This window comes from Chryseobacterium aurantiacum (genome assembly GCF_003020585.1).
Lineage (GTDB): Bacteria > Bacteroidota > Bacteroidia > Flavobacteriales > Weeksellaceae > Chryseobacterium > Chryseobacterium aurantiacum.
In genome coordinates this window covers 890,342-911,571 of the sequence record NZ_PXUE01000002.1, presented here as the reverse complement: position 1 = coordinate 911,571, position 21,230 = coordinate 890,342, and the positions used below count along the sequence as shown (strand labels likewise).

Annotated in this window: 19 protein-coding genes; 12 read left to right on the top strand and 7 right to left on the bottom strand. The window is 36.8% G+C overall.

The features are described 5' to 3' along the window. Positions 1-53: 53 nt before the first annotated feature. A complete protein-coding gene (rplS, locus tag C7D53_RS10525; RefSeq protein WP_068942389.1) occupies positions 54-410 on the bottom strand; it encodes a 50S ribosomal protein L19 in 357 nt (118 codons plus the stop codon). 292 nt (positions 411-702) lie between these two features. Between rplS and C7D53_RS10520 the strand changes: the two genes are divergently transcribed. Next, positions 703-3,441, top strand: a complete 2,739-nt coding sequence (locus C7D53_RS10520) for a fibronectin type III domain-containing protein (RefSeq protein ID WP_106916444.1) — start codon at positions 703-705, stop codon at positions 3,439-3,441. A gap of 235 nt (positions 3,442-3,676) precedes the next feature. Here C7D53_RS10520 and C7D53_RS10515 read toward each other — a convergent pair whose 3' ends face one another. Beyond that, on the bottom strand, positions 3,677-5,224 hold the full coding sequence (locus C7D53_RS10515) for a toxin-antitoxin system YwqK family antitoxin (RefSeq protein WP_106916443.1): 1,548 nt from the start codon (positions 5,222-5,224) through the stop codon (positions 3,677-3,679). Positions 5,225-5,605: 381 nt separating this feature from the next. Between C7D53_RS10515 and C7D53_RS10510 the strand changes: the two genes are divergently transcribed. Both C7D53_RS10510 and C7D53_RS10505 read left to right on the top strand, forming a co-directional pair. Then, positions 5,606-6,304: a CoA transferase subunit A gene (locus C7D53_RS10510; protein WP_106916442.1), complete on the top strand. Its 699-nt coding sequence runs from the start codon at positions 5,606-5,608 to the stop codon at positions 6,302-6,304. A 5-nt stretch (positions 6,305-6,309) separates the two neighbouring features. Next, the gene (locus C7D53_RS10505; protein WP_106916441.1) at positions 6,310-6,963 is read left to right on the top strand and encodes a CoA transferase subunit B; all 654 of its coding nucleotides are present in this window, start codon (positions 6,310-6,312) and stop codon (positions 6,961-6,963) included. Positions 6,964-7,132: 169 nt separating this feature from the next. On the opposite strand, the gene C7D53_RS10500 is transcribed toward C7D53_RS10505, so the two are convergent. Beyond that, positions 7,133-7,948, bottom strand: coding sequence for a DUF4197 domain-containing protein (locus tag C7D53_RS10500; RefSeq protein ID WP_106916440.1), 816 nt, complete (start codon positions 7,946-7,948; stop codon positions 7,133-7,135). 264 nt (positions 7,949-8,212) lie between these two features. Between C7D53_RS10500 and C7D53_RS10495 the strand changes: the two genes are divergently transcribed. From C7D53_RS10495 to C7D53_RS10470, 6 genes are all read left to right on the top strand, one after another. Further along, on the top strand, positions 8,213-10,462 hold the full coding sequence (locus tag C7D53_RS10495) for a glycoside hydrolase family 20 protein (protein ID WP_106916439.1): 2,250 nt from the start codon (positions 8,213-8,215) through the stop codon (positions 10,460-10,462). 20 nt (positions 10,463-10,482) lie between these two features. Beyond that, positions 10,483-11,118 carry a Crp/Fnr family transcriptional regulator gene (locus C7D53_RS10490; protein WP_106916438.1) on the top strand — a complete coding sequence of 212 codons (636 nt, stop codon included), beginning with the start codon at positions 10,483-10,485 and terminating at the stop codon, positions 11,116-11,118. A gap of 275 nt (positions 11,119-11,393) precedes the next feature. Next, positions 11,394-12,197, top strand: a complete 804-nt coding sequence (locus C7D53_RS10485) for a sulfite exporter TauE/SafE family protein (protein ID WP_106916437.1) — start codon at positions 11,394-11,396, stop codon at positions 12,195-12,197. 84 nt (positions 12,198-12,281) lie between these two features. Then, entirely contained in the window at positions 12,282-13,694 is a 1,413-nt protein-coding gene (locus C7D53_RS10480; protein ID WP_106916436.1) for an MBL fold metallo-hydrolase, read from the top strand. Between the two features lie 20 nt (positions 13,695-13,714). After that, positions 13,715-14,278 (top strand): YeeE/YedE family protein, encoded by a 564-nt coding sequence (locus tag C7D53_RS10475; RefSeq protein ID WP_106916435.1) that lies wholly within the window; start codon positions 13,715-13,717, stop codon positions 14,276-14,278. 26 nt (positions 14,279-14,304) lie between these two features. Further along, positions 14,305-14,760 carry a DUF6691 family protein gene (locus tag C7D53_RS10470; protein WP_106916733.1) on the top strand — a complete coding sequence of 152 codons (456 nt, stop codon included), beginning with the start codon at positions 14,305-14,307 and terminating at the stop codon, positions 14,758-14,760. Positions 14,761-14,912: 152 nt separating this feature from the next. On the opposite strand, the gene C7D53_RS10465 is transcribed toward C7D53_RS10470, so the two are convergent. The 4 genes from C7D53_RS10465 to C7D53_RS10450 all read right to left on the bottom strand — a co-directional run bounded on the left by C7D53_RS10465 (position 14,913) and on the right by C7D53_RS10450 (position 18,656). After that, a complete protein-coding gene (locus C7D53_RS10465) occupies positions 14,913-16,313 on the bottom strand; it encodes a TolC family protein (protein ID WP_106916434.1) in 1,401 nt (466 codons plus the stop codon). 1 nt (position 16,314) lies between these two features. Continuing rightward, a complete protein-coding gene (locus C7D53_RS10460; RefSeq protein WP_106916433.1) occupies positions 16,315-17,472 on the bottom strand; it encodes an HlyD family secretion protein in 1,158 nt (385 codons plus the stop codon). Then, the gene (locus tag C7D53_RS10455) at positions 17,466-17,843 is read right to left on the bottom strand and encodes a DUF3302 domain-containing protein (RefSeq protein ID WP_228422281.1); all 378 of its coding nucleotides are present in this window, start codon (positions 17,841-17,843) and stop codon (positions 17,466-17,468) included. Before C7D53_RS10455 ends, C7D53_RS10460 begins: the two co-directional genes overlap by 7 nt. A gap of 207 nt (positions 17,844-18,050) precedes the next feature. Beyond that, on the bottom strand, positions 18,051-18,656 hold the full coding sequence (locus tag C7D53_RS10450) for a Crp/Fnr family transcriptional regulator (protein ID WP_228422279.1): 606 nt from the start codon (positions 18,654-18,656) through the stop codon (positions 18,051-18,053). A gap of 111 nt (positions 18,657-18,767) precedes the next feature. Here C7D53_RS10450 and C7D53_RS10445 point away from each other — a divergent pair, with 111 nt between their 5' ends. From C7D53_RS10445 to C7D53_RS10435, 3 genes are all read left to right on the top strand, one after another. Next, the gene (locus C7D53_RS10445) at positions 18,768-19,763 is read left to right on the top strand and encodes an isoaspartyl peptidase/L-asparaginase family protein (RefSeq protein ID WP_106916432.1); all 996 of its coding nucleotides are present in this window, start codon (positions 18,768-18,770) and stop codon (positions 19,761-19,763) included. Between the two features lie 168 nt (positions 19,764-19,931). Next, positions 19,932-20,495: a hypothetical protein gene (locus C7D53_RS10440; protein ID WP_106916431.1), complete on the top strand. Its 564-nt coding sequence runs from the start codon at positions 19,932-19,934 to the stop codon at positions 20,493-20,495. 28 nt (positions 20,496-20,523) lie between these two features. Then, positions 20,524-21,186, top strand: a complete 663-nt coding sequence (locus C7D53_RS10435; protein WP_106916732.1) for a copper homeostasis protein CutC — start codon at positions 20,524-20,526, stop codon at positions 21,184-21,186. Positions 21,187-21,230 lie beyond the last annotated feature (44 nt).

The following is a 21,230-nucleotide window of genomic DNA, read 5'->3' as shown; positions in this document are numbered from 1 at the left end:
AAAGAGGCTGTTTATAGATAAACAGCCTCTTTTTGTATGTATTGTTGTCTGAATTATTTCTTCTTGTAAGCAGCGTCTTTAATTCTCGCTTTTTTACCTCTAAGATCTCTGAAGTAATAGATTCTTGCTCTTCTAACTCTACCTCTTCTGTCAACCTCGATTTTTTGAAGTGCAGGCAAGTTGATAGGGAATACTCTCTCTACACCTACATCACCACTCATTTTTCTGATTGTGAAAGTTTTTGTAGATCCAGTACCTCTTAATTGGATAACTGTACCTTTGAAGAACTGAGTTCTTGTCTTTTGTCCTTCTTTAATTTCGTAATACACAGTAATTGTATCACCTGCTTTGAATTCAGGGAATTCTTTTTTCGCAATGTACTTGTCTTGTACGTACTTTAATAAATCCATTATTATAAAATAAAATGTTAAAGCTAAGCAACTTACACGTTTATCGTCAGAGGTTGAATAACAGGTTGCAAATGTACAAAATAGTTTTTGAATACACCAAATAATTAATATGGTAAAAACAATAATTTTTTCATTTCGATTTTGCTAAAAAATTAACGGTTTCTTTAAAATACCATCAGGCACAGTTTATATGGGAAATCTACTTTTGCCCGAAATAAAAATCTGAGATACAGATTTTAAATTCCTGATTTACAAACTAAAAATCAATATGTCATTCTAAAACTAAACTATTATGAAACATTATTTCTTCTTTTTTTGTTTCGTAGCACAAATGGCATTCGGACAGGTTTTGTTCCCCTATCTACAAAACCCCACTCCGAATTCTATGATCGTCAATTGGAAAACTGCTTCTGATAACGAAACCACTGTGATCTACGGAAACTCACCTTCCAATCTGAACGTTACTGTAACGGGAACTACCAATATCTTTTCGGATACAGGATATAATAATAATTACTATTATCACACTGCAAAAATTACAAACCTGCAGCCCAATACCAAGTATTATTATAAAATAAAGACCGGAGCCAATGAGTCCGCAGTCTACAATTTCAGAACACTACCATTGCCGGGACAGGCTGTAACAAATGATGGGAAAATCAGATTCCTGATCATGGGAGATAACCAGATTAAGGCAGAGCCAAGGTATGACAGTCTTACTTTAAACGCTTTCAAAAAGTTGAAGCAAAAATTTGGAGCAGACTCAGATCCATCCGATAATATTGCCCTTACATTTATGGTAGGAGATCAGGTGGATGTTGGAACACTGGATCACTATGAGAACGTTCACTTCAAAAAGAATGTGAAACTATCCCCTTATCTGCCTATTCAGACAACGGTAGGAAACCATGAAACCTATGGAACTTTGGGGATGAATTCCTATTATGCTCACTTCTATATAGATGAGATAAAGTATAAAAACATCAGTTCTGGAAATGAAAATTATTATGCGCAGCAGGCAGGGAACGTATTATTTATCAGTTTAAGCTCAGAGCATACGGGATCAGCACAGCAGACATGGCTACAACAGGTTCTAACTGCGGCTAACAGTGATTCTACTGTAGACTGGATTATTTCTTTAAGCCACAGACCTTATCAGGCAGAGCAGTATGTGGGAGATATTTCCACCTGGGTAAGAAACAATGCGGTACCACTTTTGGTAACGTCCGATAAATACCTGATGCATGTGGGCGCTCACCACCACCTGTATCACAGAGGGCAGTTGAAAAATACCCCAAATTACCAGATCATTTCCGGAGGAACGGCTTGGGATCAGTACTGGGGAATGTCTAATGAACAGGATTTTGATGATGTTCAGAAAACATTAACAGACTGGACGTACCAAATTGTTGAAGTAGATATCCCAACCGGAAAAGTAGACATAGAATGTTATTCTATTGGCGGAATTTATACCAAGAAAAATAATGAACTGGTTGACTCTTTCCATCGATATAAAAATCAACCTAAACCGGCAAAACCATCCATTACCAATGCTTTCTCAGGGCCAACTACATTGCCTTTGACCCTGAATGGAAGTTCATTTTCATCTTCAAACGGAGAACTTTTAAATACCACTCAATTTTTAATAAGCAAGGCTCCTGATTTTTCTGTAGTGGAAAAAGAAGTTTACCGTGATTTTGAAAACTGGTTCGGCAAGGACGGAAACGGAAATCCTGATAAAGCCAAGAACCTAAATGAGGGAGTAGACATTACGAAGGTAATGTTGGCCGCTAATTCCATTCCAAATGGTATTTATTACGCAAAAACCCGTTACAGAGACAGAAACCTTGAATGGAGCGAATGGAGCGATGTGAAGCAGTTTGAGATTACAGGAAGTGTTGTTTCAAACCCAACATTTACTTTAGATAAAACCGAATATACTCAAAATGAACCGATAGTGGGAACTTTTACCGGAGGACCTGGAAATCAGCAGGACTGGGTAGGTCTTTATAAAAAAGGACAAACGCCAACTACCACCACTTCTCAAGGGTATATTTATACGAATGGGCAAACAGCAGGAACCGTTACATTTAATAATGGACTGCCTAACAAAGGTCAATACTTTGCAGGATTTTTTGCTAACGGAGGATACACAGAAATTACACCAAGAAAAAACTTCTATGTAGGACCGAAAGTTCAACTGCAGGCTACGGCTGATACTTATCCTGTAGGAGGAACCGTTGTTATTAATTATTCCAATGGTCCAAATTTGCAAAAAGACTGGATCGGAATTTATAAAATGGGGCAGACTCCGGGAACCACTACTGCCATAAAATGGAACTACGTAACAACAGCAGCCGGAACTCTTAACTTTACAGGGCTTCCTAAAGGGTATTACTATGCACAATATTTACTGGAAGATGGGTATAACGGTATCGGAGACAAAGTATTCTTTAAAGTTGGAGATATTGTAACCGAGTTATGGATCAACAAACCTGTTTATTCATTAGGAGAAAATATTACTGCTTCATGGACGGATTCTCCGGGAATTATTAAAGACTGGCTAGGAATCTATCCGCAAAATATTCAGACACCGGATGATAACTTTGTATCTTATACTTACTTCGATGGAGTGACACAGGGTACGAAAACTATTCAAGGGACAGCAATTCCTACTACACCAGGTAATTACTATATGGTAATGTTTACAAATGATTCTTATACAGAAGTTTCAAACAGAGTGCAGTTTCAGGTAAGCTCAGGAACTTTAGGGGTAGATGAGGCAAAAAGTACAGAGAAAAATGTAATCCTATATCCAAACCCTACAAAACCAGGGGAGCCAACTTTTATTAAGAGTGATTACCCTATTGAAAAAATAGAATTGGTTTCTGCTTCAGGAGAGCTATTGTATGAATCGAAGAATATTCACAACCAACGTTTCTCATTAGTGAATGAAAATCTTCCAAAAGGAGTATACTTTGTAAAAGTTCACGCAAGAAAATTATTTACATTAAAGCTGATCATTCAGTAATCAAGTAAATTCAATTATAAAAATAGGGAGGTTGTCAGCAATGATGACCTCTTTTTTATTTGCTGTAGCTTTAAGTTTTCTCACGGATTTTGGAGTTTCCACAGATGTAATACATGTATCTGTTTTCCCTGTGAAATCATGCCGGATTAAAACAGCAATGCAAGGAAATAAAACTTAAAAAAAAGCAGCCTCAAAAAACTGAGACTGCCCTTGTTATCGTAAAATGATTTAAATGTTATTCAAAATCCGTGTATAAATAATCCTCCTGAATAAAAGTCTGATTCTCTCCGGATAAATAATCATCTCCGGTATCCGCAAGAATCTTGGTCTCCTGAACAAGTTTTCCTTCCGGATTGTAAGCTTTCAATAAGATCCATTTTCCACTGCGTTCAAGTTCCTTTACACCACTGATCATCCTTATCTTGATTTTTCCACTTTGAAGAATACCCTCCTTTACAGAAGCCTTGTTGACAGGTTTACCCTTAATATATTGTACAATTTGTGCGGTGAAGTTATAACTATAACCATAACCATAGCTTTCCTCAGCATTCAAAGGTTGATTGTAGGTGTATAAAATGGTTCCTTTATTGTCATAGATTGTCGCATCATAAGCTGTTTGCTTAGAGTTTAATTTCTTTTCAGATCTCAGCTTATTTTCTTCAGAATATGTTTTTGTACTTACCGGGAGACCATCCTTATATTGAATTTCATTCAATCCTTCATAGGCTGTACCATTATAGGGCACATCATCCTTATAGGTTAATGTTGACTTCAGTTTTCCGTCCGGAGCATAATATTTGATCTCTTGGGTAACATCATCTGTCAGCCTTTTTTCTGTTAAAAGTTTTCCGTTTTCGTCAAAATTTTTATTCAAAATAATAGAGCCGTTTTTGTAAACATCAATGATTGAAGGGTAGGTGTAATCGGAATTCAACTGATAATCTTCACCATCCATAGGTTTGTAGGTGTCATTTTCTTTATCATATTGATAAATAAGATGCCCTATTTTCTTTCCGGATTCGTCATAAGTCGTTTTATAGCCGTCTTTTTTATTTCTTTTTTGTTCCTGTAGAACCTTTCCGTTCTTAGAATATACAACCCCTTCCTTTACACTGCCGTCACTTTTATATTTTTCAAATTTGGAAAGCCTCATCGGATTATAGTAATAATCTGCATAAGAATTTTCATTGGATTCAGAAGTTGAATTTCCAAGATATTTCCCTTTTTCTCCATAATATTTATTCTCATAGGTACCGTCTTTACCCATAAGAGTTTCCGTTCTGATTCCTTTGATGTCTTCATCATAGATAATCGTTTGGGAAGGTATAGAATTCTCATATACAGTAAGGCTGTTATAATAATATTCACTTTCTGGATCCTTATAGCCGAACATTTTTCCGGAGAAAGTACCATCAGCTTTATACACCATATCTTCCAGTAACCTGCCCTTGTCATCATAAGACTGGGATGGCCCTACCTGCTTTCCGTTAGAATATGTTACGATGCTCATTACCTTTCCTTCAGGGGTGTACCATGTTACTTTTCCATCGAAAACTTCACTGCTTGGAGTGGTGTCAGAGGCCAGTCCCTCCATTTGAAGAGTTCCGTTTTTGTAAAAATCCTTGATTAAAGTAAGCTTGCCCTTTGCAGAAGTCTCACGGTAATATTCCATGTTCTCCTTTGTCGTTTTTTCCCAATTTTCATCGAAATAAGTTTTTTCCTGAGCGTATACGTTAATGCTGAGTACCAATGCAAGTAACGCTGACGTAAATAGTTTTTTCATGTCTTTATTAAGGTTTGATTTTTTGTTTAAGGTTAGTTAGCTTTTGGGTACTAATGAAAGTAAGAAGTTAAAAGCTGTTGAAGAGGCAGATTTGAATCTGTCTGAAATAATTTTCATGGAAATTGTGTTTAAATATAATAAGCCCGAAGACTATAAAATATGTGGTGTTTTTTAATTTGAGACCCCAAATATAAATCAATTTGACGAGATTTATAAATAAAATGGACCGATTTGTTCGCTTTTGATTGTAAAAATCTGATTATAATCATTTTAAATATATAAAAATACCATCCCGTAAATCATGAAACTCTGGATTATTTCTGATCATCGGATATACGATAAAATTTATTAAATTTAGCCAACAGAAAAATCTAATATTTCATGATAGATAAAAGAGTAAAAAATGCAAAGGAGGCCATCGACGGAATTAAAGATGGAATGACACTGATGCTTGGCGGATTTGGACTTTGCGGAATCCCTGAAAATTCAATTAATGCCTTGGTGGAAAGTGACGTGAAAGATTTAACATGCATTTCAAACAATGCCGGAGTAGATGATTTCGGATTAGGATTACTTCTTCACAAAAGACAGATTAAAAAAATGATCTCATCTTATGTAGGAGAAAATGCTGAATTTGAAAGGCAAATGCTTTCAGGGGAACTGGAAGTTGAACTGACTCCACAAGGAACTCTGGCAGAAAAATGCAGAGCAGCTCAGGCCGGAATTCCTGCTTTTTATACCCCTGCAGGCTACGGAACCGAGATAGCAGAAGGAAAAGAAGTGAAAGAATTCCACGGAAAACCACATATTCTGGAACATGCCTATGAAGCAGATTATTCTATTGTAAAAGCATGGAAAGGAGATCACGCAGGAAACCTTATTTTCAAAGGATCTGCAAGAAACTTTAACCACCCAATGGCTGGAGCAGCCAAAATTACAATTGCCGAAGTGGAAGAATTGGTAGAACCGGGACAATTAGATCCCAACCAGATCCATATTCCGGGAATCATGATCCAAAGAATTTTCCAGGGTGAGAAATTTGAAAAAAGAATTGAACAACGTACAACCAGAAAAAAATAAGAAGAATGTTATCAAAAGAAGATATCGCAAGACGTATTTCCAAAGAAGTTAAGGATGGTTATTACGTAAACCTGGGAATAGGAATTCCAACTCTGGTTGCCAACTACGTTTCAGAAAATATTTCCGTAGAATTTCAAAGTGAAAACGGAGTTCTGGGAATGGGCCCTTTCCCTTTTGAAGGAGAAGAAGATGCAGACATCATCAATGCCGGAAAGCAAACCATCACTATCTTGCCGGGAGGTTCATTCTTCGATTCAGCATTTAGTTTCGGAATGATCCGCGGACAAAAGGTTGACCTTACCATCCTCGGAGCAATGGAAGTTTCTGAGAACGGAGACATTGCCAACTGGAAGATTCCCGGAAAAATGGTGAAAGGAATGGGAGGAGCAATGGATTTGGTGGCTTCTGCAGAAAATATAATCGTAGCAATGATGCACGTAAATAAAGCTGGAGAAAGTAAGATCCTTAAAAAATGTACACTTCCTTTAACAGGAGTAAACTGTGTAAAAAGAGTGGTTACGGAATTAGCCGTATTGGACGTTACCCCGAATGGATTCAAACTGATAGAAAGAGCACCGGGTGTTTCAGTAGAAGATATTATCAAAGCTACAGAAGCAGATCTGATTATTGAGGGTGAAATTCCTGAAATGCAGTTCTAGATAAAATACAAAGCCTTGCCCACAGCAAGGTTTTTTTATGGAATAAGATGCGTTAATGTGCTGAATAACACAAGAAGCCAAAACATAAAAAAAGACTGTCTCATTCATGAAACAGTCTTTTTTTATCCGGTAAGATTCAGAAGCTCGTTATACAATCAAACTTCTCTTCTTATTTATTGTCCTGTGCCCCGAAAACTTTCTGCAATATGCTTGTTGTTCTCATAGCCGGGGTATTTCTGATTCCGCTTTCCTTATCAGCTACCATTTTGAAAACCCCGTTGATGGTCTCAGTGGTAACATACTCATTAAGATCGGTTGTTACAGATTGACCTGTAAAAGTATTGTATTTTGAAATAAGGTTTTTCCAGACAGCATCTGCACCTACTTTTCCTAGTGAAGCTTTTACTTTGGGTTGGAAGGCTGTAAATAACTGACTTTGAGTTTTGCCTTGTAAATAACTGGTAGCCGCATTATCTGTTCCCAATAAGATATTCTTAGCATCCGTAATCGTCATAGAGGTGATTGCATTGGTAAAAATAGGAGCAGCTTCTGTTACCGCATCCTCAGCAGCTCTGTTAAGCAACTTTACTCCCTCGTCTGCAAGGCTTCCCATACCAATGGAACGTAGCGTGGTATCAATCTTTCTTAGTTTTTCAGGCATTAGGATTTTTACCGCTTCATTTTTTAGAAAACCGTCTGTTAAAGCCAGTTTTTTCACTCCATCCGTTACACCGATACTTAAGGCTTCCTTTAATCCTGAAGAAATCTGGGTTGAGGTAAGATTTCCAAGGTTGGCAGGAGAACTTTTAGTAGATGTCGTAGTTGTTGTATTCGTGCTTGTTGTTGTGGAACCTTTAGTAGCTGGAGGTGTATTAAGGTCAATACCCGTTTTATCCTTAACAGTAGACTTGATTATATCAAGAAGCTGAGCTTGTGTAGATATTGAAAATAATAATCCTGCTGCTATAAAAATGCTTTTTCTCATTGTATTTTTTTACAAATTTAGATGTTTAATCTTTTAAGTGACGTAAGCTTATCAAAAAATAAACCATAAAATTTCATAAATTTAAATAATCACCTCTTTTTAAATTCAAGTTTTTGATTTGTAGTTGCTTAAAATATCTGTATTTACCACAATGTAAATGGAAACATTCATAGAAGTATAAATTCTAGAAGAAACTTCCGGATCATTTGATCATTTAAAAGTTTTAGAAAATAAGTATCTTAGCTCTACTCATAATTCCATCCAATGACTCGTAGTTTTTTAGCATTTTTTATGATGATTTCAAGTCTTGTTTTTTCACAAAATAAATTGAACCTTATTCCTTATCCTCAAAGTATTGAGATAAAAGAGGGAAATTTTATCATTCCTGACGTGTTGAATATCAGCAATGATTTGCCCAAAAAAGAAACAGATTATTTCAGGAAGCGCATGGGTTCTATGATAAAGTTGAAAGAAACTAAAAAATCAGAAGCTCAATTGGTTTACTTTCCATTGGGAAATACTCCTGAAGGAAAGGAAGAATTTTATAGTATAGAAATTTCATCCCAACAAATTCATATTCAATCTTATACCCCTCAAGGATATTTTCTGGCGCTTCAAACCCTGATTCAATTATTTGAAAATGAGAATACTAAAAAGAAAATTCCAGCCATGAAGATTGTAGACCAACCCAAGTTTGCATGGCGGGGAATGCATCTGGATGTGTGCCGTCACTTTTTCACCGTGGATGAGGTGAAAAAATATATTGATTATCTGGCGATGTATAAACTGAACACCTTTCACTGGCATTTAACAGATGACCAAGGATGGAGAATCGAAATAAAAAAATACCCCAAGCTGACACAGGTAGGTTCAAAACGTAAAGAATCCATGATAGGGGCATACGTTGATAATACTTTTGACGGAAAACCCTATGGACCTTACTTTTATACTCAGGAACAGATAAGAGATGTAGTGAAATATGCTCAGGAAAGACACATAACAATTGTCCCTGAGATTGAAATGCCGGGCCATGCCTTGGCTGCATTATCAGCTTATCCGGAGCTGGCATGTACCAAAGGACCTTTTGAGGCAGCTACAAAATGGGGCGTTTTTGATGATGTATTTTGCCCTAAAGATGAAACCTTTCAATTTCTGGAAAATGTTTTGGATGAGGTTATTCAGCTATTTCCATCACAATATATACACATTGGTGGAGATGAGTGCCCCAAGACAAGATGGAAAGAATGTGCCCATTGCCAGGAATTAATCAGAAAAAATAATTTGAAAGATGAACATGGGCTGCAAAGTTATTTCATCCAAAGAATCGAAAAATATGTCAATAGTAAAGGGAGAAAGATCATTGGCTGGGATGAAATTTTAGAAGGCGGATTGGCGCCTAATGCAGCTGTCATGAGCTGGACAGGAGTAAACGGAGGCATTGAAGCAGCAAAGTCAAAACATTTCGCAGTAATGACACCAGGAGCATATTGTTATTTTGACCATTATCAGGGAGATCCGCAGACAGAACCCAATGCTTTTGGAGGTTTTACCCCATTAGAAAAAGTTTATTCCTATAACCCGATTCCTGATGAGCTAAGTACTGAACAGGCAAAATACATTCTTGGAGTTCAGGCCAATTTATGGACAGAATACATTCTTGATTTTAAGCAGGTTCAGTATATGATTTTTCCAAGATTGATGGCACTTTCGGAAGTAGGATGGGGAACTTCAGATTCTAAGAATTATAAAGAATTTGAAAACAGGGTGATAAACCAGTTTAAGATTTTGGATAAGATGGATGTAAATTATTCCAAAAGTATTTACAATATTTCTGGAAAGGTAATTCCGGCCCGTAAAGGTATTGCCTACGAACTTTCAACCTCACAAAATTCAAATGGAATAAAGTATACTCTGGATGGAACCGTTCCTACAATACATTCTAAAACGTATCAGGGTCCCGTTTCAATACCTCAATCTTTAACTCTAAAATCGGCTTATTTTGAAGATAGACAGCTTAAAAGTGCCGTTTCTTCACAGCAATTTATCATTTCAAAAGCGACAGGAAAAGACATTACTCTTGAACAACAGCCCAGCGAAAATTATTCTTTTGGTGGAGCCTTTACCCTTGTAGACGGAATTATAGGTAACCCAAAGCAGCTAGGTAAAACATGGTTGGGTTTTATGGGGAATGATGTGGTCGCGACAATAGATCTCGGACAGAAAACAGTTTTTTCAGACGTTTATTTTAATACATTGGAAAATAAAGGAAGTTGGATCCACTTTGCAAAATCTGCCCAAATTTTAGTGTCTGATGACAATAAAAACTTTAAATTAATCAAGGAAATAGGAAAGGAGGAAATTCAAAATGCCCATGGAAAAATACAATTGAATCTAGGCTCTCAAAACTCAAGATATCTGAAACTGAGAATAGAAAATGCAGGAATTATTCCGGCCGGAAATCCGGGTGCTGATTCAAAAGCTTGGCTGTTTGTTGATGAAATTGGCGTAAATTAGCAAATATTGAACTTTACAAGATGCAAGACACGATACTTTCCTCAGAGTTTTCATCATCACCGGAACTGGTTGAGAAATTATACCAGAACGGGATTACTAAAAATTACAATCAGGGAGATATTATTTTAGACGAAAATGCTTCCATACGCTCTATTCCTATTGTAATGAAAGGAATGTTGAAAGTAATCAGAACTGAAGAAGATGGACGTGAAATCCTGCTATACTACATCAAGGCAGGAGAAAGCTGCATTATGTCTTTTCTGGGCGGAATGCACAATGAAAAAAGCATTGTAAAAGCAGAAATAGAAGAAGATGCAGAGATTCTCTTTCTTCCCGTAGATAAGGTTTCTTTATTCATCAAGGAACATCCTGAATGGCTGGATTATATTTTCAGGCTTTATCACAAGCGTTTTGAAGAATTGCTGGATATCATCAATGCCATTGCCTTTAAAAAAGTAGATGAAAGATTACTGAATCTTCTTCATAAAAAGGTAGAGATTACCGGCATAAATACTATTAATACCACCCATGAACAGCTTGCCAATGAGCTGGGAACAGCCAGGGTGGTGGTTTCCAGACTTCTGAAACAGCTTGAAGAAGATGGAAGAGTAAAGCTCGGAAGAAACAAAATTATTCTTCTGGAAGTTCTCAGCTAATAGATCCTTTCTATATTTAGGTATAATCACAAGATTTTTAAGCACTTAAGTTATATTAAGTGGCAGTCTATACATGTAAAAATACACTTAAATTTTTGAGAATCTTTGATTTTCATTTTGAACTATCTTATCTTTTATAATCAAATAATACTGGTTTGTGTCATTCGTGAAACAATTTGTGCTATTTGTATTAAAAAAAATCCCTTATGTAACAAAAGTAGCGGTACAACTCTTCAAACAATTCCATTTTTGTATTCAGAAAGAAAAAGATTACAATGGAAATTATAGGATATGCAGCATCAGTTTTAATAGGAATTTCTTTAGGATTAATAGGTGGCGGTGGAAGTATTCTTACGGTTCCTGTATTGGTTTATCTCTTTAGTATAGATGCTTTATTGGCAACAGAATATTCTCTGTTTATAGTTGGGGTAAGCAGTGTGGCAGGATCTTTTTCATATTTCAAAAAAGGATTGATAGATCTTAAAATATCATTGATATTTGGAATACCATCCATTATTTCAATTTTTCTTACCAGAACCTATTTACTTCCATTTATTCCTGATGAACTTATTCAGATAAAGGGTTTTATCATTACTAAAAACATTTTTTTGCTTCTGGTTTTTGCAGGTTTAATGATTCTTGCTTCTTATAAAATGATCAGAAATAATACTCCTGTCAACGTATTGAAAAGTCGTTCAGGCAAAAATACTCTGCTGGCAGTAGGAGAGGGAACTGTGGTGGGTATGCTAACAGGACTGGTAGGAGCCGGAGGAGGCTTTATGATTATTCCGGCTCTTGTTAATCTATTAAAAATTCCGATGAAAAAAGCTATAGGAACCTCACTGGTAATTATTTCCCTAAACTCCCTGATTGGCTTTGCTTCATCTATAAATCATGCTGTAATAGATTGGAAATTATTAATGTCCATTACTTTTATTGCTGTAATAGGAATTGTCATCGGTACTCAGTTATCAGAAAGAATAGATGGTAAAAAGCTCAAGCCGGCATTCGGGTGGTTCATCTTGGTAATGGGAGTTTATATTATGACAAAGGAAATCTATCGTGTATTGATCATTTAAAAACCCTTATGTAACAAAAGTAACTGTGGCAGAAAATGGAAAGCAGGAGATTTGTATCAGATAACAGAATCAAAATACTTAAAAATGAAAATAGAACAGATTTATACAGGATGTTTGGCGCAGGGTGCTTATTACATTATTTCAGAAGGAGAAGCTGCGATTATTGATCCCTTACGGGAGACAAAACCCTACATAGAAAAATTGAAAAAAGACGGAGTGCATTTAAAATACATTTTTGAAACCCATTTTCATGCTGATTTTGTAAGTGGGCACATGGATTTAAGCAAGCAAACAGGCGCTCCAATTGTATATGGTCCTACTGCGAAACCCGAGTTTGATGCTGTTATTGCTCAAGATCACCAGATATTTGAAGTAGGAAAGATTAAAATTAAAGTTCTTCATACACCGGGACATACATTGGAGAGTTCCTGTTATTTGCTGATAGATGAATATGGAACAGAAAAAGCCCTGTTTAGTGGAGATACCTTGTTTTTGGGAGATGTAGGACGTCCGGATCTCGCTCAGAAAGCCACTGAGATGACGCAAGATGAGCTCGCAGGACTCTTATATGAAAGTCTATACAGCAAAATTTTACCCTTGGCAGATGATATTATGGTATATCCCGCTCATGGCGCAGGTTCTGCCTGTGGAAAAAATATGCAGAAAGAAACCATGGATACCCTTGGGAACCAAAAGAAAACCAATTATGCCCTGAATCAAAAAAGTAAGCAGAACTTCATCAAAGAAGTAACAGATGGACTTTTACCGCCGCCTGCTTATTTCGGAATGAATGTAATGATGAACAAAAAAGGCTGTCACAGCTTTGATGAGGTTTTATCACAAGGATTACAGCCTCTTGCTCCTGAACAGCTTGAGGAAATAGCAGAAGTTTCCGGAGCTTTAGTTCTGGATGTGAGAAACAGTAGTACATTTGTTCATGATTTTATTCCGCAGTCTGTAAATATAGGATTGGATGGTGATTTTGCTCCTTGGGTAGGTGCTTTAATCGGAGATGTGAATCAGCCTATTCTACTGGTAACAGAAAAAGGAGATGAAGAAGAAGCGGTTACCAGATTGAGCAGAGTAGGTTTTGATCAGGTTTTAGGATATTTGGATGGAGGCTTTGATGCATGGAAGAAAAGTGGAAAAGAAACAGATCATGTTCATCGCATTTCTGCCAAACAATTTGAAAGGGAAATCAAAGAAAGGAAATCGAAAATTATAGACATCAGAAGAGAAAATGAATACAATGCAGAACACATCCATGAAGCCTACAGTAAGCCGTTAGCATTTATCAATGAATGGATTCATGCTTTAGATCCGGATGAGCATTTTTATTTGCATTGTGGAAGCGGTTACAGAAGTACAATGGCTGCAAGTATTCTTCAGGCAAGAGGATACCGGAATTTTACAGAAATTGAGGGTGGTTTTAAAGCCATAGCTTCTACCGGGATTAAGAAAAGTGACTTTGTGTGTCAGACTAAAATTTTAAAATAATTTAGATTAAAAAAGAATATATGTTGGAGATTATAAAAGAACCGTGGCCGTGGTATATTGCAGGCCCTTTAATTGGGCTAACCGTCCCCGCACTGCTTATTATGGGGAATAAATCCTTTGGAATAAGTTCCTCACTAAGACATATTTGTGCTGCCTGTATACCAGCCAATGTCAATTTTTTTAAATATGACTGGAAAAGAGAAGCATGGAACCTGTTTTTTGTATTGGGGATTTTTTTCGGAGGAATGATTGCTGCCAATTTTATGCTCAATCCCACTGAAATTACGGTCAATCCTAATTTGAAAACTGAATTGGCAGGCTATGGAATTACAGATTACAGTAACCTTGTTCCTGTACAGTTGATGAATTTTCAAAGTCTTTTTACGCTTAGAGGTTTTATCATAATGGTTGTCGGCGGTTTTTTAGTAGGTTTCGGAACACGATATGCCGGAGGCTGTACTAGTGGCCATGCCATCATGGGGCTTTCTAATCTGCAGTGGCCATCACTGGTTGCAACCGTATGTTTTATGATAGGAGGATTTTTAATGGCCAACCTTATTCTGCCCATAATCCTTTCCCTATAAGTCTAATCTTAAACCGAATGAAAGAAATGATAAAAGAAAAAAAACAAGACGTTCGTCTTCAGCATAAATGGTATCATCATCTGAAATATCTTGCCGCAGGAATCATATTTGGAATTATTTTCGTAAAAGCTGAGGTGATTAGCTGGTTCAGAATTCAGGAAATGTTCCGTATGCAGTCTTTTCATATGTATGGAATTATCGGAAGTGCTGTATTGGTAGGAATGATTTCTGTGTTTTTGATTAAAAAATTCAATATCAAAACAATCTATGGAGAACCCATTACCTTAACCCCGAAAAAATTCAATAAAGGTCAGATTTACGGAGGACTCATCTTTGGTTTTGGCTGGGCCATTACAGGAGCTTGCCCAGGACCTCTTTTTGCTCAGATTGGAACAGGAGCTCTGGCAGTGTCTGTTACCCTGTTGAGTGCCATTGCCGGAACCTGGGTATACGGATACTTTAGAGATCAATTGCCTCATTGATACTTTATACAAGAAATAATTAAAGAACCATTTTCATATAACCATTTTATATTGTAGAAATTAAGGTTGATAAATTGAAAATTTGATGGGAAGGTTTTAACCCAAATAAAAAAGACTACGAATAATAATCCGTAGTCTTTTTTTGTATAAAATTATGAAGATATGAAGTGCTCTGCTCCCAAGGCCATATAAAGATTAATACGCTCTATTCTGTACTGAAGATCCAGATTAATCAGGTTCATCTCATTTTTAAGAAGATCCCTTTGTTTTCGGATCAGGACAAAACTGTTATTTGCTCCTACCTTTATTTGTTTTTGAGTGAGACTAATATTGTTTTTCAATTCATTGACCGCCTTAGTACTATAGGTGATCTGCTTCTCAATGGAATGTAAATTGGCGAAAGATGATTCAACTTCGTTCAGTGCATTCAATACTGTTTTTGAATACTCTTCTACAATTTGTTTTTGCTGAGAATCCTTTATTTCTACATTCTTTTTCAGTTTTCCATTATTGAATAAGGGCGAAACTAATCCGCTGCCAACCTTTAATAACGGATTGGAAAATAAAGAATTGAGAGATTCTACATTACTTCCGGCAGTTCCCAGGGAAGAACTTATGCTAATGGAAGGCAGCCTTGCCGCTTTGGCCTGCTGTACTTCATAAAAAGCTTTTTCTATTTGAAAATGATTCGCCTGTATATCCGATCTGTTTTCTAAAAGCTGTAATGGGAAAGACTCAGGGATTTCATTTTTTACAGGATTAAAAAAACTCTGTGTCATCAGCTTTCCCTCAGGATATTTTCCTGTAAGCAATTCAAGAGATCTTCTGGACTGAATATTTGCATTTTTAACCTTTTCAAGATATCCTTCCAAAGAAATAATTTCCGCAGTTATATTCGAAATATCCAAAGAATTAGCCGTTCCCACCTTTTTTTGGAGAATGTACAGCTTTTCCAGATCCTTAGATTTCTGAATATAGTTTTCAATCTTATCCTCCTGAATATTTCCTGCAATATTTAAAAAATAGGCTTTGGCAATCATACCGGCAATAGACTGATGCAGCAGGGTATTTTGATGCTTTGCCGAAAAATAATTGCTTGTGCTCGCCATTTGCGAAGACTTATTCTTCCCCCAAAGATCTATTTCCCAGTTAGCTTTCAGCGCAAGACGACGAAGCTGAGTTTCACTTACCAGATTATTGGAGGTATTGGCAACAGCACTTACACTTGGATACAGATCACTTCCTGCAATTTCCATGGCCAGTTCCACCTGGTTGAGCTTTTCTCTGGCGATAATAATATCAGCATTGTATTGCATTCCCTCATTAATCAGAGCTTCCAGCTGCTGGTCCTTAAGATCCGTGATCCATTCATAAGAAAATGAGGCAGAGCCGGTTTTTCTGTCAAAGATCCAGTCATCAGGAATTTGAAGGTGAGAAACAATTTCACTTTTTTCCTTAAGCTGATCCATGTTTTCTTTCGTAGGTTTCTTGTATCCTATACAAGAACTTAGGCTTAGAGAAAGAACTCCCAGTACAATTAATTTTTTATACATCTTAATGAAGTTTAGGGATCAGGAAGTTTATTTTACTGCTAATGCGTACCATTACTTTTCGGATAAGGTGAAGCGGCTTAATGTGATCAGAATAGATTACAGCTGTTCCTCTTGCTCCCACAGTCAGTTGCTTTTGTTCATCTACCAATACAAACTTGGCAATAAGTTTTCCATCTGTCTCAGGCAGTTGTCTGGCTGTATCCGGAAGTCCTGCGGTAGATCCATTTCCTCCCAGCATTCCTCCTGCATTATTCATAATCCCCTGGCTGGTGGCATCAATAACATATTCAAGCTTGGCTTTTACAACCTTCCCGGGCTCTGTTTTAAGCGCAATTTCAACCTCATTTCCATTTTTTACGGATTCAAGCTCATTTTGAGCAAAGAACCCAATAACAGATTGCTGTTTTTGAATTAAAACAAAGGCAGATTTGAATGGAGCCATAATAGCCCCCTCATTCAACTGAACATTCGGAATAATACCATCTGTAGGCGCCAGAACAACCGTCTGGGAAAGATTCCATTTCGCCTGATCCAATTTCGCCTGAATCTCAGAAACAGATGAATTTTCTCCACCATAAGAAGCATTGGATTTTGTCTCCAAAGACTGTTGTTGAGATTGTGCTGCACTGATTCGGGACTGAAGATCACGTACATTGGTTATTGCCTGTTCCAGATCAAACTTGTTTGCAGCTCCTGCCTCTACCAATTCCTGATACTGAGCCACTCTTTTATTCGCAAGATCCAATTGAGACTGTAATCCTGCTATATTTTTTCTGGAAGCTGAAATATCTGTATCATAGGAATTTACAGTAGCTTTCATATTGCTGAGTTTCGCTTCCAGTGATTTAATTTCCTGCACATAAGGTTCTCTGTCCAGAACAAATAATGTATCTCCTTTTTTTACCTCCTGATTGGTACTTACATATACCTTTTTTACCTTTCCCAAAACCTGGGTAGTAATGTCAACACTTCTGTTTCCCACCTTTACGTCAGACGTAATGGGACAGTAATAGTTAAGGCTAAGGATCAAAGCAATACTCCCGAAAATAGGAAGAGAATATACGACAACCTGCGTGGTAAACGTCCAGGGAATAAGTTTAAATTTTTTGATAAGCAGCCAGCAGATTCCGGCATATATGGCAACAAGTAATTCTAGCATTGGGATTGATTTTCAATTGTGTTAAGTAGTTCTTCTTTTTCTTCAGGTTGGTCTATTTCTTTTTTCTGACCCTTTTGATCACCATAATCATAGTTGGCCCAGATGAGAGCAACCGGCCATAAAAGGCCTCCAAAAATTAGGGAAAGGAGGCACATGCTTTTTATGGCTTTCAGCTGAGGATGGTTCTTTTTCTCAGCAACCTTTTCAGGATAAATGTGAACTTTCCAGAAAAGATAGATGCCGGCGATTGGTAAAACAAGTAAAATGAACCATGAAGCGGCATTTGCTATATTGTCTTCTACATTACCTGTTGATGCTTGTACAAAATTGCATGATAATAACAGGCAGAGAAGTAAGGATATTCTTTGCATAATATAATTGTATAAGGTAATAATGAAATGTAAAACAAAGGAGTAACCGCACTATAACCAGAGGCAGTTCCCTTAGATTAAAGATAATTCTATAATAGATAATGTTTAGTGAATGATATTCTTCTCATTTTGCTTTTAATAAATTGTGTAACAGTATTTTGAGTAAGCAAAAATAGATCGAATAAAATGAGAAAAAGTATTCCTAAGTTATTTTTTTCTTTCGTTCCTTTTTTTATGAATACGGGCAGTCATACGGGAAAGAGAGTTAGGAGTAATGCCCAGAAAATTAGCAATATACTTTCTGTTGGCATTTTGAGAAGTGAAAGGACGGCTTTCCAGAAACTCTTCATATCTGGAATGCGGAGATGTAGAACAGAACTGTTCTGTACGTACCTTTAATGTACTGATGATTTGTTTTAAAGATTTTAGATATACATTATAAAGGCCTCTATGCTGAAAAGCCATTTCTTCAAATTCATTCTTGTTAAATAAAAAAATCTGACTTTCAATAACAGCTTCTATAGTATATTTTCGCTCAATTTCACCCGAATAGGACTCAGGGCTTTCCATAATAACAGCTTCCCTTTCTGACGGTAAAAAAAGATTAGTTTCAATACCATCCTCATCGTCAAAGAAACATCTCAGTAAACCATTGGAAAGAATAAATAAATGGTTAAAAGATTGTCCCGGAGCCACCAGCTTTTCCTTTTTACGAAGAAGTTTTGGCGTACTGATATTCACCAAAATATTAATTTCCTCATCAGTTAATTCCTGAAAGAAAACAATATTCCTGAAAGTTTTAAAGGGATCCATTACAACGGTAAAGATAAATAAAAATAAGATATATGTGCCGGTTAAGTAGTCTTGGGAATTTCATTAAACTTTTTTTAGGATATTTGCTATGTATTATTAACTTGAAATACAATGAACAATAACCGAAGAAGTTTTATCAAAAAGCTGGGGATCGCAACAGCAGCACTGGCTGTAAATCCGTTAGACTTAATGGCAGCGCAGTTACCTGAACATAATAAATCTGTAAACAAACCCATTGTTCTTTCTACCTGGGATTTTGGGCTAAAAGCAAATGAAGAAGCCTGGACAATTCTTGGAAAAGGAGGGAAAGCCCTGGATGCCGTAGAAAAAGGTGTTCGTTTGGTAGAGCTGGATCCCAAAGAAAGAAGTGTTGGGTATGGAGGACGTCCGGACAGAGATGGAAGAGTAACGCTGGATGCCTGTATCATGGATGAAAACTATAATATCGGTTCCGTAGCATGTCTGGAAAATATTAAAAATCCAATTTCTGTTGCCAGAGCAGTAATGGAAAAAACACCTCACGTAATGCTGGTAGGTGATGGAGCTTTAAATTTTGCCCTTGCACAAGGCTTTAAAAAAGAAAATCTTCTTACGCCCGAATCAGAAAAAGAATGGAAAGAATGGCTGAAGACAAGCAAATATAAACCCATTGCTAATATTGAAAATCACGATACCATAGGAATGATTGCACTGGACGCGCAAGGTAACCTTTCCGGTGCCTGTACCACCAGTGGAATGGCATTTAAGATGCATGGCAGGGTAGGAGATTCCCCAATTATTGGGGCCGGCTTGTTTGTAGATAATGAAGTAGGGGCAGCAACAGCAACCGGTAATGGGGAAGAAGTTATCAGAACAGTAGGAACCCATCTGGTGGTTGAATTGATGAGACAAGGAAGAAGCCCACAGGAAGCCTGCAAAGAAGCAGTGGAAAGAATTGTAAAAATCAATCAGAGAAGAAATAAAAATTTAAAAGATATTCAGGTCGGTTTTATTGCCATCAACAAGAATGGAGAATATGGATCTTATTGTATTCAGGATGGATTCAGCTTTGCAGTATATGATCAAAAAGGAAATCGCCTTGAAAAACCTGAATTCGCCTTAAAATAATTGAATTAATAGATGGCTCAAGGAAAGACCAATGATTTTATTTTTGATACAATATGGTATGAGTATTTTGAAATAATATGATACTTATGGTATCGATTTGATCGTCATATAATCCCACAATTTTAACACTGAAACGGCTCAGCCAAAATGTAAATAGACAGAAAGAATATGAAAAGAATAATGATAGCATCCCTTTTTTTAATAATAGGATGTAGGGAAGAAAAGAAAGAGACAAGCGTACCCACAGAACCACAGGTAAATCAGGTAAAGGAAAATGTTGTTGAAAGTAAGACTGAAGAAGACCTTTCCGTAAATGAATCTAAAGAAGCGGGGACGTGGCTGGAGAAAAATATGGTAAGCTATTTTAAGACCGATCTTGGTAATCTGGATAAGGAAATGCAGAAAATAACAACCAAGGATTACTATGAGTACAAAACTGATGCAATGAGTGTAGATATGGATGTAGACGGAAGCCTTACAGAGAAGGAGTTCACCGAAAAATGGAAATCCAGGTTTGATACCCAAAAGGCAGGAACTGGTATTGGGTTTCTTATTTCCGGACAGGACTGGGATAATATCACCGTTAAAAGCTGTGAGCTCAAATCATCTTCAAAAGATGCATATATTTTCAATGTAGTATTGGCAGATGATAATCTAAAAGCGAAATATCCATCTGTTATAAAAGTAGTCAAGGAAAACGGTTCCTTTCTGATCGCAGATGTATTGCAGTAAGAACCGAATGTTAATTAAAAAAAAGAAAATGTCAAAAATAGAAATAGCATGCTTCAATCCGGAATCCGCCATCATTGCCTTTGAAAATGGAGCAGACAGAATAGAATTATGTGACGGATTAAGCGAAGGAGGTACAACTCCTGATTTTGAAACAACAAAAAAACTTCGGGAGAAAATAAATATCCCCATCTTCGTGATGATCCGCCCAAGAGGAGGCGATTTTACCTACTCCAATACCGAATTTGAACAGATGAAGACTGATTTAACTGCTCTTAAGTCATTAAATGTAGACGGCTTTGTATTCGGTATTCTGGATGAAAACGATGAGGTAAACCGAGAACAGAATAAGATCCTGGTAGAACTGGCATCACCACTTCCTTGTACATTTCATCGCGCTTTCGACAGAGCCAACGATTTGGATAATTCTCTGGAAAAAGTAATTGAATGTGGCTTTACAACCATTCTTACTTCAGGTCAGAAACCTAATGTTTCTGAAGGAAAAGAAAACCTGAAAAAGCTAGTGGAACTTGCAGATGGAAGACTGGAAATTCTTGTAGGCGGAGGCCTTCGTTCCTCAAATATTGAAGACATACGAGCCTTTACAAAAGCAGAGTATTTTCATTCTTCGGCCATTACAGATGGGGGTGCATTTGCCAATGCTGATGAGGTAGTAACCCTGAAAAATAAATAAAGCTGTAACTTTTGTTAGAATTATTTTTAAAGCAAAGTTTTAAG

What these genes read in the sequence shown, in the direction of transcription:
- C7D53_RS10470 (WP_106916733.1), top strand. Translation starts at nt 14,305, where the DNA reads ATGATAAAAGAAAAAAAACAAGACGTTCGTCTTCAGCATAAATGGTAT.
- C7D53_RS10500 (WP_106916440.1), bottom strand. Translation starts at nt 7,948, where the DNA reads ATGAGAAAAAGCATTTTTATAGCAGCAGGATTATTATTTTCAATATCT.
- C7D53_RS10450 (WP_228422279.1), bottom strand. Translation starts at nt 18,656, where the DNA reads ATGGATCCCTTTAAAACTTTCAGGAATATTGTTTTCTTTCAGGAATTA.
- C7D53_RS10455 (WP_228422281.1), bottom strand. Translation starts at nt 17,843, where the DNA reads ATGCAAAGAATATCCTTACTTCTCTGCCTGTTATTATCATGCAATTTT.
- C7D53_RS10440 (WP_106916431.1), top strand. Translation starts at nt 19,932, where the DNA reads ATGAAAAGAATAATGATAGCATCCCTTTTTTTAATAATAGGATGTAGG.
- rplS (WP_068942389.1), bottom strand. Translation starts at nt 410, where the DNA reads ATGGATTTATTAAAGTACGTACAAGACAAGTACATTGCGAAAAAAGAA.
- C7D53_RS10460 (WP_106916433.1), bottom strand. Translation starts at nt 17,472, where the DNA reads ATGCTAGAATTACTTGTTGCCATATATGCCGGAATCTGCTGGCTGCTT.
- C7D53_RS10485 (WP_106916437.1), top strand. Translation starts at nt 11,394, where the DNA reads ATGGAAATTATAGGATATGCAGCATCAGTTTTAATAGGAATTTCTTTA.
- C7D53_RS10520 (WP_106916444.1), top strand. Translation starts at nt 703, where the DNA reads ATGAAACATTATTTCTTCTTTTTTTGTTTCGTAGCACAAATGGCATTC.
- C7D53_RS10435 (WP_106916732.1), top strand. Translation starts at nt 20,524, where the DNA reads ATGTCAAAAATAGAAATAGCATGCTTCAATCCGGAATCCGCCATCATT.
- C7D53_RS10495 (WP_106916439.1), top strand. Translation starts at nt 8,213, where the DNA reads ATGACTCGTAGTTTTTTAGCATTTTTTATGATGATTTCAAGTCTTGTT.
- C7D53_RS10510 (WP_106916442.1), top strand. Translation starts at nt 5,606, where the DNA reads ATGATAGATAAAAGAGTAAAAAATGCAAAGGAGGCCATCGACGGAATT.
- C7D53_RS10445 (WP_106916432.1), top strand. Translation starts at nt 18,768, where the DNA reads ATGAACAATAACCGAAGAAGTTTTATCAAAAAGCTGGGGATCGCAACA.
- C7D53_RS10490 (WP_106916438.1), top strand. Translation starts at nt 10,483, where the DNA reads ATGCAAGACACGATACTTTCCTCAGAGTTTTCATCATCACCGGAACTG.
- C7D53_RS10465 (WP_106916434.1), bottom strand. Translation starts at nt 16,313, where the DNA reads ATGTATAAAAAATTAATTGTACTGGGAGTTCTTTCTCTAAGCCTAAGT.
- C7D53_RS10480 (WP_106916436.1), top strand. Translation starts at nt 12,282, where the DNA reads ATGAAAATAGAACAGATTTATACAGGATGTTTGGCGCAGGGTGCTTAT.
- C7D53_RS10505 (WP_106916441.1), top strand. Translation starts at nt 6,310, where the DNA reads ATGTTATCAAAAGAAGATATCGCAAGACGTATTTCCAAAGAAGTTAAG.
- C7D53_RS10515 (WP_106916443.1), bottom strand. Translation starts at nt 5,224, where the DNA reads ATGAAAAAACTATTTACGTCAGCGTTACTTGCATTGGTACTCAGCATT.
- C7D53_RS10475 (WP_106916435.1), top strand. Translation starts at nt 13,715, where the DNA reads ATGTTGGAGATTATAAAAGAACCGTGGCCGTGGTATATTGCAGGCCCT.